The sequence below is a fragment of the Arthrobacter sp. MYb224 genome (assembly GCF_002975455.1).
In the GTDB taxonomy this organism is placed as follows: Bacteria; Actinomycetota; Actinomycetes; order Actinomycetales; family Micrococcaceae; genus Glutamicibacter.
The window spans coordinates 157,295-172,408 of record NZ_PCPU01000006.1 but is presented as its reverse complement, the minus strand read 5'-3'; the positions used below and the strand labels follow the sequence as shown (position 1 = coordinate 172,408).

Below are 15,114 nucleotides of genomic sequence, written 5' to 3'. Positions count from 1 at the left end.
TCTGTTACTTGGCGGAGAACTCGCCGATCTGCAAGCCGAATGGACGGGAGGCATTGGCGCCCGAAGCACGGCGTGGCAGGTCAGTGACGTTGAGGAATACGTGCGTGCCTGCCATCTGATCGGAGTCATCGCCCTTGACCGGAACGGAGATCGATGGACCGGAGAACGAGCCCTTGGCCACAGACTTCGCATCGCCCAGATCATCTGAGGTACCTACGAGGATCTCGTAGTCGCCACCGGTGGCATTCAGGCCCTCGAGATTGATTTCGGAGATTCCCGATTCCTCTTCAAGCTCCAGGATGAAGACCATATTCGAGGAGAAGCCACCGAAGTTGCTGGTGGTGTACGAGTAGGTCTTGTAGGTGCTCGAAGGATTGCCGTCGATCATGTCGCCGAGGGTGTTGTCGGTTTCCGCATTAAGCTGCTGGTTGCCTGGCACCAGACGCGAGACATCATCGACCTTTGGAGCCGGCAGTGAAGGCTCGCTTGGCGTTTCAGCCTCGTCCTGGGTCGGTGCGGCCGCGGTTTCGGACGGGGCGGTCGAAGGATCGGCAGTTGTGTCCTTACCTGCGCCACCCAAGAAGTTGAAGGCGAAAACGATGCCGATGATCAGCACCGCGATCAGCACGGCGCCCACGAGCAGACGTACGCCCTTCGAGGTGCCTTCGTCTTCCTCTTCCTCCAGTGGCTCTGGAACGTCCTGTGCAGGAACGCCCTTGGCGGCTGCAGGGAAGGTAGAAGCCTTCGGTGCGGAAGCTGCGGCGATGCCGGCCATAGCTGCTGCCTTTTTCTGCGCAGGCTTCTTTGGCTCTTCTTTTTTCGGCTCCTCTTTCTTAGGAGCAGATCCCTTGGACTGGGCCGCAGCCGCGAGGGCGGCCGTTGCGGTGACATTGGGTTCCTCATCGTCGTCCAGACGGGTCACCTTGGGCTTAGGGGTCGCAGAAGCCTTGTTTGCCGGTGAGATCGGGGTTGCCACCGTGGGGGTGGTTACCTGGGCATTGGGTGCGGTCTGATCGTCGGTATTTTCTTCGACGTACTCGTCTTCATCGACGGATTCCGCGGCGGTGGCATTCTTGCGGCCAAAACGGTTCTTCAAACCGGCGAACCCGCTGCTCAGCGCGTTGCCAACCTTGTTCTGTTCTTCAGGCTCGTCTTCGTAGCGCAGCTGTTCGTAGTATTCAGCATCGTCTTCGTAAGTCTCGGGTACCGACTGACGGGACTCGCCGAATAGCTCGGTGCCCAGGGTATCAGTGAAGAACGGTTCGACGTACGGCGCGTCTTGTGCCTCGAGCACCAGATCCAGCAGGTCGGCTGAGCGGGCGACGTTCGCCACTAAGTAGCTTTGATTCGTTTCGGTGATCCCAAGGTCCAGTACCTGGACGTTGGCCTGACGCTCGCCCATGGCAATTTCACGCGCGCTGGTGGCCAGCTGCGAGGAGTTGGCCGCGGAAGCGACCACGATGCTGACCGATCGGTTGAGCACCTGATCGATGCCGCCAAGCACCAGATCTCCCTCGGCTGTGGTCAGAACGGTTTCGGTGACCTGGTAGCGCCCGCTAAGGACAGAACCGACATCGATGGGCTGCGACACGTGCATCTCCAAGGTTTGATTGCTTCGAACGGCAGGCAGACCCACCATCCTTCATGTTACCTGCCCAAACCCGTCATTTGTTGGTCATTTGAGCAGAATCACGGCTTGGAAAGGCGCGGAATTCTGCGCATAAGCGGGCCGAGGAATCCGGCGAGCTCCGGGACCTTGGTCCGATGCAACAACAACACAAAGCTTATGGCCATAACTAGGCCCACAACACAGATCGTGACAGCGGCGCTGAACAGCGATTCATAAGCGAATCCGAAGCTGAAACCACCCAATAAAGCCAGGGGAATGCAGCCAATAATTGCAGACAGGGTGGCCATCCAACCGATTCGTATATAGGTGTCGATGACCTTGGTGACGCCATAGTCGCCGTAGCGTCGTTTGATCAGATAATGCGTGATGACTGCCGAGATGACATTGGTGATGCCGTAGATGAAGGCAATCGCTGCGGCAATATTTATCGGGTCGACCAGCCAGGCTGCCAACACGGCGCCGATCAGACCGATCGCGGCAATGCTGCTCTGGATCAGCATGGGAGTCCGGGTGTCTTCGTCGGCGAAAAAGACGCGCAACATGAAGAACTGGATCGACTTGAACGGAAGCCCCAGAGCGGTGAGGACCAGCAACTGGCCGATGGCGGCTGCCGCTTGAACGGAATTTTCGGAACTGCCGGCGAAGAGGCGCCCCAACGGACCGGCCAATACGATGAAGACCACGGTGAAGAAAATGATAGGGATTGCGGTAGAGCGCATGCCCTGGTTGAGCAGTGGTCCGATATCTTTGCGCCGGCGGTCGGCAAAGGCTCGGGTGAAGTCATTAAAAAGGACGGTGGCCACGGTCAGTGCGAACAGTGAATGTGGCAACACGGTGATTAGCTGCGAGGTATTCAGCGCGTATTCGCCGGCTACTGAGGCGGCCTGTTCGGCAGATAGTTCGGTACGGGCCGCCGTCGCTCCGGAGACGATTTTCGAGTAGATCAAAGAAGAGATGTTGCCGATGACCATCGCCGCCAGCGTCCAGATAGCTAGCCGGCCGACCCGGCGCAGTCCCATCCCACGCCAGGAGAAATCGAAGCGGAGCTTGAGGTGAGTCTTCTTCAATGGCCAGAGCAGTACGAGAGATTGCATGATGATGCCTAGGGTCGCACCGCCGGCAAGCCATATAGTTTTTCCGGTGCTCCAAGAATCCATCGGATCGCCCGAAGAATAGGCGCCGAAGACCAGCATGAACGAGCCGATTACCAATAATTGGATCAGGTTATTGGCCGCAGGAGCCCACATGAAGGCGGCGAATCTGCCGTGCGCATTGAGGACCTGCCCAAGCACCGCATATAGCCCGTAGAAGAAGATCTGTGGCAAGGACCAATAGGCGAACGCCGTGCCGAGCGCGATCATCGGATCGGTCCAGTTGTTAGTGAGCGCAATGATAATTGGTTGGGCGCACAAGGTCAGCACAACCGTCAGCGTACCCATCACCACGATGGTGAGGGTGACTAGCTTCGAGGTGTATGCGGCTCCACGGTCCTTGGCCTTGGAGGCCTTGATAAGTTGTGGAATCAACACCACGTTGAAGACGCCGCCAGCTAGCAGCATGAAGATGATCGTCGGGATGACGTTCGCCTTCTCGAAGATATCTGCCACCGAGGTGACCGAACCAATGGCCATGGCCAGCATGGCGGTGCGGACGAAGCCGAGCATGCGGGAAACCAATGTGCCCGACGCCATCAGCGCATAGGTTTTTGATCTTCCACCGGAAGCCGGGGCCGCTGGAGTCGCTAGTTCAGTAACCTGTTCGTGGGTTCCGGTATTCGGCTGATCGGGGCTGAGCGGTGAATTAGGAACCTGAGACATACTTCGTAAGGACCTCGCGTGCCAGGTCAGCGATCCGGCGTTCATTAGGGAAGGAAAGACGCTTACCGAGCGCATTCAAGGGTACCCATGCGACATCTACCGCCTCATGGTCTGGGTCGTTCTCGATCGTGAGGTGTCCGCCGGTGGCTTCCAGGAGGAAATGGTGCACGGTCTTATGAACCCGGTAATTGGTTACTGTGAACCAGTAGTCCACAGAGCCCAGCGGAGCGAGGATACGACCGGCAATGCCGGTTTCTTCTTCGATCTCGCGGACGGCAGCTTCCTCATTGATCTCTTCGCCCTCGGGGTGCCCCTTAGGAAGGCACCATTCCAAACGTCCACCGCGGTTGTACCGTGCAATGATTGCGACTGGAAAATCAGGGTTGTCAAAGTCAATAACAATGCCGCCGGAGGAAACTTCTTCGACCGTTGGAAGTGTCTGAGGACCGCCGGACGCCTGCGCAGAAGCCATTGACGCAGTCAATGGCGTGCGCTTTGGGGCAGACGGGATCGGACGGTTCATGAAACCACTCTATCGACTTTTTGGCGATCTACGCCTTAGCGACTTGGACAAGAGAGGTATCTCGCAAGGAAGTTCCGCGATTTTTCAAGCGAGAACACCAGAAATCTGGCACGCTTAAGGAACTATGTACGCACTTCCATCTCATGACGCCCTGCGCCAGATCCTGCCTTCGGTCATTTTCGAGCTCGCCGATCGTTTCGTTCGTGCCGGTCATGAGATTTCCCTGGTTGGTGGTCCGGTCCGCGATCTTTATCTTGGCCGTGTCTCTCCCGACCTGGATTTCACCACCAGCGCGAAGCCGGAGCAAACCGTTAAGGTGATCTCGGGATGGGCCGACAACATCTGGGATGTGGGACGCGAATTCGGGACCATCGCCTTGAAAAAGGGTGAGCACACATTAGAGGTCACGACTTACCGGGCTGACGCCTATGACAAGGATTCGCGCAAGCCAATCGTTGCCTTTGGCGATAACCTGCATGATGACCTGTACCGCCGAGACTTCACCATGAATGCCATGGCGTTACGTCTGCCCGATTTGGAACTGGTGGATCCCTTCGACGGGGTCAGTTCGCTGCGCGATGAACTAATCCGCACTCCAGGTTCCCCCGATATCTCCTTCTCGGATGACCCGTTGCGCATGATGCGAGCCGCACGATTCGCATCGCAGCTTCGCATCGAGGTGTCCTCCGAGGTTCGCCAGGCGATGAGCGAAATGACCGAGCGCATCGATATCATTTCTGCCGAACGAGTACGCGACGAATTGATCAAGCTGATCAACGGAGCCGACCCGCGTGCGGGCATAGATTTGCTGGTCGATTCGGGTTTGGCAGACAAGGTGCTGCCCGAGGTTTCAGCGCTGCGCTTGGAAATCGATGAGCACCACCGGCACAAGGATGTCTATCAGCATTCGCTGACCGTGCTTGAACAAGCCATAGGACATGAAACCGATAGCGAGGGCCCCGTTCCAGGGCCAGATTTCATTCTTCGCTTCGCGGCGTTGCTGCATGACGCTGGAAAGCCTGCAACTCGTAAGTTCGAGTCCAATGGCGCGGTTTCATTCCGCCACCATGACATGGTCGGTTCGAAATTGGTGAAACAGCGCATGCGCGCCCTGCGATTCGACAAGGACACCACCAAAGCGGTGGCGCGCCTGGTTGAACTGCACATGCGCTTTTACGGCTATGGAGACGCCGGTTGGACCGATTCGGCTGTGCGCCGCTATGTGACCGACGCGGGCGAACTGCTTGAGCGATTGCACCGCCTGACCCGGTCGGATGTCACGACCCGCAACCGCCGTAAGGCCGAGCGCCTCGGATTTGCCTATGACGATCTAGAGACGCGGATAGCTGAAATTACCGAGCAGGAAGAGCTGAAGTCCATTCGTCCAGATTTGAATGGTGAACAGATTATGGCTTTGCTGGACATTAAAGCCGGGCCATTGGTAGGTCGCGCCTACAATTTCATGCTCAACCTGCGTTTGGATGACGGGCCGCTGGGAGAGCAAGTCGCCGCAGAAAGACTCCGTGCATGGTGGGCGGAACAACCGGAATCTCAGCAACCAGCAGCCGAATAGTAGTTGCAATTAGCGCAGGTAGGGACGTTTTGGGGCAGGCCCAGAGCGTCCCTACACGGCTTTAAAGAAACTTATTGAAGAATTTGAGTAAATCACTGGCGCGTGCGAAATTCTCCATGTATGCTGAATATTGTGATTGGGAAGTCTCAATGAGACTTGCGGATCAAAAAGACAATACTAAGTGAGTCTCGGGCTTTTGCGCGATTGACTCGGACAGATTTTTAGGAGGTGGGAAACGTGATTACAAATCGAGATAACTGGAATTATGGCGGCATGCGATCAGGCAAAATGGCCTTTTCAAATTGCTGGTTCGGCTTTGCCGCGCGCCATGGCGTTTCCCCTGCCTCCGGAATGATGGATTCCTAGACTTCTACGAATTCAAGCAAAAGTTCCTGGGGCGGTCAGTCAGTAATCGACATTCTCCCTTAGGAACTTTTTTCATGTCTGCTCCACTTTTTGATAGCTCTGTTCAACGGGCCGTTCGAACCTCGGAACTCATCTTCGCAGGTCCCGAAAGCCTGAAAGCTCGCGCAGTTTCTACTACGCACCAGGACCTTCCCACCTCCCCGATCTGTTTAGAAGGGAGGGAACAATAATGAAAAAGCGTTTTGCTAAGAACCGGAAGCAACTTGATAGTGCCGAATTAAACCGCCGACTAAGTCAGCGGGAGTTGGTCAACCATGTGCCACCGGAAATGTACCTCCGTATCCGATAGTTGAGCTCAACGCCATTACCGTTGTTGCCAACTACAGGAAGGGGTGCGAAATGAACTCGCAAACAATTCAGCAGAGGCCCGCCGGCCTATCAGCCGGCGGGCTTCTCCGCGTCCGGGGCAAGCCGCGCGCTATAGAAGGAGCATACAAAAAGATCCGTGCATGGAACTCTATTCCAGAATTCCACGCACGGATCTTTTTTGCTTCGTCCCGGGGGACTTTCTAGCGTTCGATGTCGCCGCGGATGAAGGCTTCGACCTTTGCGCGAGCCGACTCGTCGTCGTACTGCTCTGGTGGGGACTTCATGAAGTAGCTCGAAGCCGACAGGATCGGGCCGCCAATGCCGCGGTCAAGCGCGATCTTGGCTGCACGCACAGCATCAATGATGACACCGGCCGAGTTTGGCGAGTCCCAAACCTCTAGCTTGTATTCCAGATTCACCGGAGCATCACCGAAGTTGCGTCCCTCGAGGCGAACGAACGCCCACTTGCGGTCATCGAGCCAGGCAACGTAGTCGCTAGGTCCGATGTGCACGTCGTCAGCGGTGAGCTTGGCCGAGGTGTTCGAGGTGACTGCCTGAGTCTTGGAGATCTTCTTGGATTCCAAACGATCGCGTTCCAACATGTTCTTGAAGTCCATGTTGCCGCCGACGTTCAGCTGGTAGGTGCGATCAAGCACCACGCCACGGTCTTCGAAGAGCTTGGCCATCACACGGTGTGTGATGGTGGCGCCGATCTGCGACTTGATGTCGTCGCCCACGATTGGCACGCCTGCATCGGTGAACTTCTGTGCCCACTCCGGGGTGCCGGCAATGAAGACCGGCAGGGCGTTGACGAAGCCAACGCCTGCATCGATAGCGCACTGAGCGTAGAACTTTGCTGCGTCTTCGGAACCCACCGGCAGGTAGCAGACCATGACGTCGACCTTGTTTTCCTTCAACGCCTTGACGACGTCAACAGGGTCGGCGGTCGACTCTTCAATGGTCTCCCGGTAGTACTTGCCCAGACCGTCCAGGGTGGGCCCGCGCTGCACGGTGACACCGGTGGCTGGTACGTCGGCGATCTTGATGGTGTTGTTTTCGCTGGCCAGGATAGCGTCGGATAGGTCGAGGCCGACCTTCTTCGCATCCACATCGAATGCCGCAACGAATTCAACGTCGGCCACGTGGTAATCACCGAATCGCACGTGCATCAGGCCCGGAATAGAGGCATTTTCGTCGGCACTTCGGTAGTACTCGACACCTTGGATAAGGGAAGTGGCGCAGTTACCCACACCAACAATGGCAACGCGAATCGGGCTCGCCGACACATGAACTCCTAATGAAATATACAAATCTGTGGGCAAAATGACCGCGCGATAGCACAGTCTATTAATGGGCCCTTAATGATCTTAAGACCTTTTGGCCAAGAAACATTCCCATAGTGGTTGCAATCACCGGATGTTTCAACGGAAGGCAGGCTGATCGTGGTGAGTTTGGCATGCAGCAATCCGGGAAAAGGCGGATCAAGGAGCTATTCTTGTACAAGAGCAAAGCCAATTATGCCTATGACTGCTACTGAAAGAATAACGAATTTCCTACGTCACTCGCATAGATAATTTTGATCATGACATGGACCTTGGGTTTGATTGTCGTGACAACTTCATGTGTCTGCGAATTTTCAGCAATACCCTGAGCACTGGTGTCGGAAGTGCCGTCCGGACCCGTTGACGAAGTGGTTGGTGCTTGATGAAAGCCAGAATCTCGGGATCTGTTTTTAGCTGACCGCCCCGGGCACGATGCGCGAGGATGGTCAAAGATTCATTGAACGTGTTGTCCACACGGTGAAAATAGTTTTCTCGTAGCCAGGGCTTGTTTGCCGGTTCAAAGTTCAGGTCCTCGAGGTCCTGCAGAGTACCGAGCAATCCGGAGGATTCGAAAACGACGTTGATCATCTGGGCATTTACGCCGAAGTCGGAGAGCACCATGGTCGGCAATCCGCGATCGATCGACTCGAGCGCTGCCGTGGATGAAACGGTCACGAGCGCGCTATGCTCCGTAAGCACTTCAGACATGCTGCCGGTCACGAAGCGCAGATGCGTGGACTTTCCCAACCGGCCAGAGCGAACAAGCTCTTCAAAAAGTAGGTCATAGGGGTAGGCCTCGAGATGCGTCTGCGGTTCGCCAGCGCGCGCTCGCAATTTGACCATGACTTCCAGTCCCGGATTGAGCCGAGCGGCCTGCTCGAGCGAGACCAGAATGCTCTCGCGTTCGGATTTACCGACAGGCACCTTGGCCTGCGGTGCAAAGACCAGTCGCTTGATCGGGGCAGATGAACTGGTGGGAAAACCCGAGGAACGCAGAAAGGGAAGCTTGCTGACCATGATCGTTGGCTGATGACCCTCGTGGTCGAGGTTCATAAATGAAAAATCGCGCGCCTCGGCGTGTGAATGGCAGATGAATGCGTCACCTGGCCGGCGGTAATTCCATCCTTTGCGGGTGGCAGGATAGGCGACCCCGGGAAGCGCGGAGATCAGCGCGGTGCGTCGTTGGTCCACCGGCTCGGTGCGCAGCATTCGAGCATACAACTCGGCGACCACTGGCCCAGTGGCGGCGGCGAAGACGACATCTTCGCCAACGGTTTGCGCATTGAACTGATTCAAGGCTAAGACCTCTAGATCTGCGGGGTCGAGGTCGGTTCCCTCGAATGCTGCGGCGATCTGTTCTTCGGTGGGCATGACAGGGGTGCGCGCCAATACGACGCGACGGTCCCAACTCGGGCCCAGACGGTGCAGGAATGTGGTGGCGAGTTTCAGATACGAGTCTGAATCCGCGACCGCAAGAATTGCTGGTTTCACGAGGATCGTCACACCCTCAACGAGCTTGATAGATGGTCACGAAGATCTTGCGAGGTGCTCGGCGTCCACCAATGATCCGGCACCGGTTGCGCGTACAGGTTACGTGCTTCATTACCGAGCAGGAGGCGCAAGGAGGGAATGACGGTAGAAGGAAGCGCCCTGATTTCTTGTCCGGGACGCAAATCGCGCAATCGCATCTCGATCGGAATCGTATGCTCCTTCAGCACCACGTTGGGAATCTGCTGTAGTTCTTCCAATATCTGCGGAGTCTCTCGGCGGTGCGGGAAGAAGGCTACTGGCCCTTCTGCGGCAATGGAACGAATCCATTGCAGATACGGCGCGGCATGAATAATTCCGTCCGCCGCCATGGCCGAGCCGATGAGCAAGGTCGGTTCGGTGAATCGTTCGGCGACGGGTTGAGTAGCTAGCCACTCGAACCTGTGCTGGGCGAACTTGATGCCCAGCGCATCCATGCGCTTCCTGATTTCCGGTTCAACCTGCAAGGCAGAGACGATCAGCAGACGTCCCTCTCGAGCCAAGCCGCGCAGCCGGTGCCACATCGCCAAGCCCAGGCCCACGCGGGCAGCGGTGTTCTTCGCGCGGGCGCGCAACACAGCGGTAGGTTCCTCGCTGACCAGCTGCCGGATCAGCGCCAACGTGGCCAGCCCATCATCGATGATGACAATTTCCTTGGCCTTGACCCCGGTCAGCATGGTGCGCTGTATCCGGCCCGAATAGGCATCGCCGGTGACGTACCTGTCTCGCGCCGAGCTAGGCTGCGGTGGCCTTTTGGCCGCGGGCATGAAGTGCAAACCAGCCGGCGAATTTCTCAGCAGTGCGCCGGTGGTTGCCTCCAGCGGCATCCCGCGCCGCGGAATGATGCGCACCTCATCGCCGAGCAATCCGGCGGCGTGAGTTTCCACGGCCGAGAGCAGCTGCAGGGGAGATTCCACCCACACATGGGCGGTGCCAAAGCGTGGCCGTGGCACTTCCTGGGTGTCGGGTTGGGAAATTTTGATCATCGTATCGTTCATTTTGCCAGTCGACTCAGGGATTTGGACATGGTGTCCAAGGTCCGTGAGCCGTGGCGCAGCATGTGGCGGGATACGCCACGGACCTTGGCCGGCACCGAACGACGTGCTTGCAAGTGGGCCCACTGCGGTGGCAGCGCAAGCTTGGTGATGCGTCGACGCTTGAAGTGGGCGGAAAACACGCCGTAGTGTTCGGCGAGGAAAGCCTCGGCGACCGGGCGCAAATGCGGGAGCTGCGTGGACTGCATGCAATAAGAAATGGCACCGAGCAAGTCGCTGAGCATGTCGATGCTTCCGGCGCGAGCGGGAGCCGGCAGGTCCTGGACAAAGAGCCCGTGGATGATCGATAGCGGAATACGGTTCGAGTTCTCATAGGGGGCGAGAAGCTGCAGCATCTTGGCGGTACCCACGGCCTGAACCGGCGTACCGAGCACATAGTGGGCGGTGACCAGCGCCGTGGAGAAGCAGGAGATGACAACTTCCGGCTTCGCCGCGAGGATCACGGTTTCGGCCAGATGATCGGTATCGAGCAGATGGAAATCCAGCTCGAGGTCTTGGGCGCGGGCGCGCAATCGGGCCGCCGAGGTGGCGCTGGCCGACGGGTGGGCCTTGAACAAGATGGTGTGCAGCCCTCGGTCCTTGGCGGCTCGGAGCATCTGCTCGTGCAGCTCTAGTTCTTCCTCGGCATCCATCAGGCCGAGGGAACCCAGATACTGGCCGAGGATCAGGGCGGCGCCCTCGGGCAGCTGCAGCTGCGCCTCCCGTGCAAGTTGCGCAAAGACCGGCGCCAGCGCGGTTCCCTGCAAGACCAAGCGTGATGGTTGCTGCTCGGCGAGCAACTGCGGCTCGAGGCCCGGCACCAGATCGACGTGTATGGTCCCGGCCAGGCGCTGGGCCATTGGGACCTGCAGCTTATTGCGCGTCGGACCGTAGGACATCAGACCGTCCGAATGCACCCAGATCGACGCGTCGAAGAAGATCCGCGCCAGCGCCCGAGCCGGGTTTACCTGGATCGATTCGAGAACTAGCGTCAGCCGTTCGTCTCCCAGATCCCAGGCACTGCGCAGCAAGCGTTCGAAGATGAGCAATTCGTCTTCGCGCGGGTTGAACTGGGCAGGCCGGCGCGGGGAGATCAGCGCGGCGAAATCCACCACCCGATCGAATCGGGCGGCAAGCTCGGCGAATCCCGGGGCTTCGTGAAGGGGCGTGGTCAGTTCGGGCAGCTGCGAGCCATTGGCGAGCACCAGAACATATTCATCTGCCTGCGGCAGCAGTCCGGCGTCGGCCATGGCGGCCAGGGAAGCTAACTGAAAATAGCTGCTGGCCTCGACTAAAGCGATCATTTAGCGGCCCCGACCTGAAGGAAGGAAAGGATGTGGCGGCGGCGCGCAATATCCATTTCGAGCGCTACCTGTTGTGCAATATTAACGTCGATGGTGGTGAATATCTTTCGTAGCTGCTGTTTCATTTCTAGCCGCACCTGTGGCGGGTAGTGCTTGGCGCGTTTCTCGTGATGGCACACGATCGCGAAGAACTGGCGCATCGCCTTGGGCAGGTGGCGGTCGGCGTGCTCATGGGCACGCACCTCCTCCAGGATCCGCGCATAGGCCGGAATGAAGCCGAGCTGGCGCTGGTCGAAGACCTGGGTGAGCGAACCGGGCAACCCGCGGCGGTAGAACACTCCGGGGTAGGAGATCACCGCGTAGCGGCTGGTGCGCAGATGCAGCTTCCAAAGCCACAGCCGGTCCTCGGCGCTGTGCAAGTCCGCGTCGAACAGGTAGGTGTCCTTGCTGCGCATCAGTTCGGTGCGATACATTCCCGCCCAAACGAAGGCATAGTCCACCATCGAGGGGGAGTCGATCGGCTCGATATCATCTGCCGGGTTCAGGGGCAGGCCGCGCAGCGCCTGCGGGGCGCGGTGCAGCACCCGGTTAGTTCCGGTCACCCGCACGTGGTCGGTGCGGACGAAGTCCACGTGCAGGTCTTCCAAGGCCGCGGCCAGGGTGGCGAGGTGTTCCGGAGCGTACCAGTCGTCCGGGTCCAGGAAGGTGAAGAATTCGCCGGTGGCCCGCTCGAGCCCGGCGTTGCGGGCCGCGGAGACTCCGGCGTTTTCGGTGAGGCTGACCAGCTCGAGGCCCTCGAGCTTCTGCTGGTAGCCGAGCACCAGATTCGCGGTCTGATCGGTGGAAGCATCATCGACCACCAGCACCTCTAGTTCCCACTTGCCCAGCTTTTGGCGGGTCAGCGAGGTGAGGGCATCGCAGATGTATTCCTCCTGGTTATAGGCGGGAATCACCACTGATATACGACCGGGGATCAAACTCATGGTTCCTTCTGGGCTAGGCGGGGCAAAAATAAACGGCGGTTGGACCCGTCGGTGAGTCCAACCGCCGGTTGTGTGCCGTGGCTAGGCGTCGACGCGGCGCAGGCGCGAAAGCGGTGCCAGCTCGCCCGGGAAGACCTTCTTCACGCCGTCGCCCATGGCCTGCTCGAGGATGCGGATGTCGCGGATCAGCGATTCGAAGCCCTTTGGCTCCAGCGAAGAAGCCTGATCCGAACCCCACATGGTGCGGTCCAGGGTGATGTGGCGCTCGACGGTGACCGCGCCCAAGGCGACGGCTGCCAGCGAGATCTGCAGGCCGCGCTCGTGGCCCGAGTAGCCTACCGGCACCTGGTAGCGCTCGCGCAGGGTCTCGACCATGCGCAGGTTTGCCTCTTCTGGAGGCAATGGGTAGGTGGAAGTTGCGTGCATCATAACCAGCTTGTCGGTGCCCAGGGTCTCCACCGCGGTATCGATCTGCTCGATGGTGGACATGCCGGTGGACAGGATGATTGGCTTGCCGGTCTGCGCGAGGGCCTTGAGCAGCTCGATGTCGGTGACCGAGGCCGAGGCGACCTTGTGGGTGACTGCACCCTGCTCTTCCATGAACTCAACCGAAGGAACGTCCCATGGGGAAGCGAAGGCGTGCAGGCCCTTGGAAGCAGCGTAGGAGATGAGCTCCTTGTACTGTGCCTGGTCGAACTCGACGCGGTAGCGGTAGTCCAGGTAGGTCATGTCGCCCCATGGGGTGGAGCGGATCTTGTCGCGCATGTCCATCGGGGTGGAGATCTCCGGGGTGCGCTTCTGGAACTTGACCGCGTTGGCGCCGGCCTCGGCCGAGACGTCGATCAACTGCTTGGCGATCTCGATGTCGCCATTGTGGTTGATGCCGATCTCGCCGATGACGTAAACCTGCTGGCCGGTGCCGAGCAGGGATTCGCCGATGGCTACTGGCTTGATTTCGGTGTTCACGGAGGTCATTGACTTGCCTTTCATTGGGAAAACTTGGGAATTCAAACTTGAGGATTGGAGCGGGCCGCGAGGACCAGCTCGGCGAGCTCACGGACCGCACCATTCCCGCCGGGGCGGGTCAGGCGGTGCCGTGCGGCTCGATGCACCTCGTCGCTGGCGTCGGCGACCGTGATCGGCCAGCCGACCAGCTCCATAGGTGCCAGATCATTGATGTCATTGCCTACATAGGCAACGCGGGCCGGGTTGATCGACTCGTCGACCAGCCAGCGGGCCAGGTATTCGGCCTTGTTGTCGATGCCGTGGGCTACCTCGACATTCAGTTTTGCCGCTCGGGCGGCGACTACCGGATTGCGTTCCTTGGACAGGATCAGGAACTTCACGCCGGCCGCTCGTAGCCGGGCCACGCCCATGCCATCGGAGCGCGAGACGCGCACGGTTTCGGTACCGTGTTCGTCCACGTAGGCGGTGTCCGGGGTATGCACCCCGTCAAAATCGGTGACTACCGCATCAACTAGGATCGGTTCGCTGTGCTGCGGGACGCGCAGTTGCGCCAGCGCCAGGTCCGCTTCGGTGTCGATGTCCATCCCGTGTTCCGCGGCGACCTCGCAGATGCGAACTCGGCCGAAGAACCGGTGCTTGGCTGCCTGGAACCCGGCGGTCTCCATGGCGTAGAACGCCCCGGTCTCCAGCCAGCGTGCCTCGCGGTCTTGGCGGCGCGGCCGGTTCGCCGCGTCATGTCCGCTGGCCAGCGCGAGCCCCTGGGGATCGGCGGTCCAATGAAATCCATGGTCGGGTACCGCGGCGAAGCTGACTTCGGCTCCGCCGTCGCGGACCGCGCCCACCGCAGCGTCCAGGTCCGCAGGATCGATCAGCGGGCTGGTGCATTGAATGAACAAGGTGATATCCGGAGTGTCGGAGACCTTGGACAAAACATCGAGAAGCACCGCTTCGCTGCTAGCCGTGTCTCCGGCGATATCTGCCGGTCGGCTGATCACGGTGGCCCCGTAGGCGAGGGCCTCGGCCTTGATTTGTTCATGATCGGTGCTGACCACGACTTCGCTGACTGTCGTCGCAGAACGCGCCGCAAGGATGGCCCTGCCCACCAGGGAGATGCCCCCGATGGTGCGTAGATTTTTGAGCTTGACGCCTTTGGAACCACCCCGGGCTGGGATGATCGCTAGGACGCTGGGCTTGTCGGTTTTACTCACATCCATGAGCCTAGGAAGCCGAGTTGGCCACCTGCCCTACATCAGGTTAACGCAGGGTGAAGAACAGGTTTAGCTTGCTGGGAAAACCCTGTATGCCCATGTCATTGAGCTTATCCAGTCGTTTTACGGTTCCCGGGCCGCTAGTTGGGCGCGCAGCACGGTCAAGTGTTCGTTTAGCTTTTGGCGTTCTTCACCGGCGAAGCGGCGGGCCTGCATATCAAGGACGGCCCGGGTGCCAGACTCGTCTACCTGCAACAGGTTGCCCAGGCTCGCCACGGCCGCGGCGCGCGAATCGACTTTTCGATTGCCGCGAAAACTTCCTCGCGCCGGTCGATGGCTTAGGTGATCGCCCGGAGGAGTTGCGCCGGCTGGCCCAGGCTTTCCTTGGATTGACTGTGCATAGTGGCATCCTGCCGCCTGCTCGAAGTCGATGGAAGCGGTGCGAATAACCGAATCAACGGACTAAATGGTGCAGTGCGGTGCCCCGGCAAA

The 15,114-nt window shown here is 58.9% G+C and carries 12 protein-coding genes; 1 reads left to right on the top strand and 11 read right to left on the bottom strand.

Annotated elements, in window-relative coordinates; all coding sequences use genetic code 11:
- Positions 1–4: 4 nt before the first annotated feature.
- From CQ017_RS12925 to CQ017_RS12915, 3 genes are all read right to left on the bottom strand, one after another.
- A complete protein-coding gene (locus CQ017_RS12925; protein WP_146112483.1) occupies positions 5–1,591 on the bottom strand; it encodes a hypothetical protein in 1,587 nt (528 codons plus the stop codon).
- Positions 1,592–1,689: 98 nt separating this feature from the next.
- Positions 1,690–3,447 (bottom strand): murein biosynthesis integral membrane protein MurJ, encoded by a 1,758-nt coding sequence (gene murJ, locus CQ017_RS12920; RefSeq protein ID WP_258133631.1) that lies wholly within the window; start codon positions 3,445–3,447, stop codon positions 1,690–1,692.
- Positions 3,431–3,970: an NUDIX hydrolase gene (locus CQ017_RS12915; RefSeq protein WP_105554043.1), complete on the bottom strand. Its 540-nt coding sequence runs from the start codon at positions 3,968–3,970 to the stop codon at positions 3,431–3,433. Before CQ017_RS12915 ends, murJ begins: the two co-directional genes overlap by 17 nt.
- 124 nt (positions 3,971–4,094) lie before the next feature.
- Between CQ017_RS12915 and CQ017_RS12910 the strand changes: the two genes are divergently transcribed.
- On the top strand, positions 4,095–5,543 hold the full coding sequence (locus CQ017_RS12910; RefSeq protein WP_096282889.1) for a CCA tRNA nucleotidyltransferase: 1,449 nt from the start codon (positions 4,095–4,097) through the stop codon (positions 5,541–5,543).
- A 935-nt stretch (positions 5,544–6,478) separates the two neighbouring features.
- Here the strand turns inward: CQ017_RS12910 and CQ017_RS12905 are convergent.
- The 8 genes from CQ017_RS12905 to CQ017_RS18150 form a co-directional block, all read right to left on the bottom strand.
- Positions 6,479–7,564, bottom strand: coding sequence for an inositol-3-phosphate synthase (locus tag CQ017_RS12905; RefSeq protein WP_105554042.1), 1,086 nt, complete (start codon positions 7,562–7,564; stop codon positions 6,479–6,481).
- Positions 7,565–7,858: 294 nt separating this feature from the next.
- Positions 7,859–9,091, bottom strand: coding sequence for a DUF6716 putative glycosyltransferase (locus CQ017_RS12900; RefSeq protein ID WP_255248290.1), 1,233 nt, complete (start codon positions 9,089–9,091; stop codon positions 7,859–7,861).
- A gap of 8 nt (positions 9,092–9,099) precedes the next feature.
- Positions 9,100–10,125, bottom strand: a complete 1,026-nt coding sequence (locus tag CQ017_RS12895) for a hypothetical protein (RefSeq protein ID WP_105554041.1) — start codon at positions 10,123–10,125, stop codon at positions 9,100–9,102.
- On the bottom strand, positions 10,122–11,465 hold the full coding sequence (locus CQ017_RS12890) for a polysialyltransferase family glycosyltransferase (protein ID WP_096282882.1): 1,344 nt from the start codon (positions 11,463–11,465) through the stop codon (positions 10,122–10,124). The genes CQ017_RS12895 and CQ017_RS12890 overlap by 4 nt, the downstream gene beginning before the upstream one ends.
- Entirely contained in the window at positions 11,462–12,448 is a 987-nt protein-coding gene (locus CQ017_RS12885) for a glycosyltransferase family 2 protein (RefSeq protein ID WP_096282880.1), read from the bottom strand. The genes CQ017_RS12890 and CQ017_RS12885 overlap by 4 nt, the downstream gene beginning before the upstream one ends.
- 81 nt (positions 12,449–12,529) lie before the next feature.
- Entirely contained in the window at positions 12,530–13,423 is an 894-nt protein-coding gene (locus tag CQ017_RS12880) for an N-acetylneuraminate synthase family protein (RefSeq protein WP_096282878.1), read from the bottom strand.
- 32 nt (positions 13,424–13,455) lie between these two features.
- Positions 13,456–14,622 carry an acylneuraminate cytidylyltransferase gene (locus tag CQ017_RS12875; RefSeq protein WP_105554040.1) on the bottom strand — a complete coding sequence of 389 codons (1,167 nt, stop codon included), beginning with the start codon at positions 14,620–14,622 and terminating at the stop codon, positions 13,456–13,458.
- 123 nt (positions 14,623–14,745) lie between these two features.
- On the bottom strand, positions 14,746–14,898 hold the full coding sequence (locus CQ017_RS18150) for a hypothetical protein (protein WP_181150391.1): 153 nt from the start codon (positions 14,896–14,898) through the stop codon (positions 14,746–14,748).
- Between the last annotated feature and the right edge of the window lie 216 nt (positions 14,899–15,114).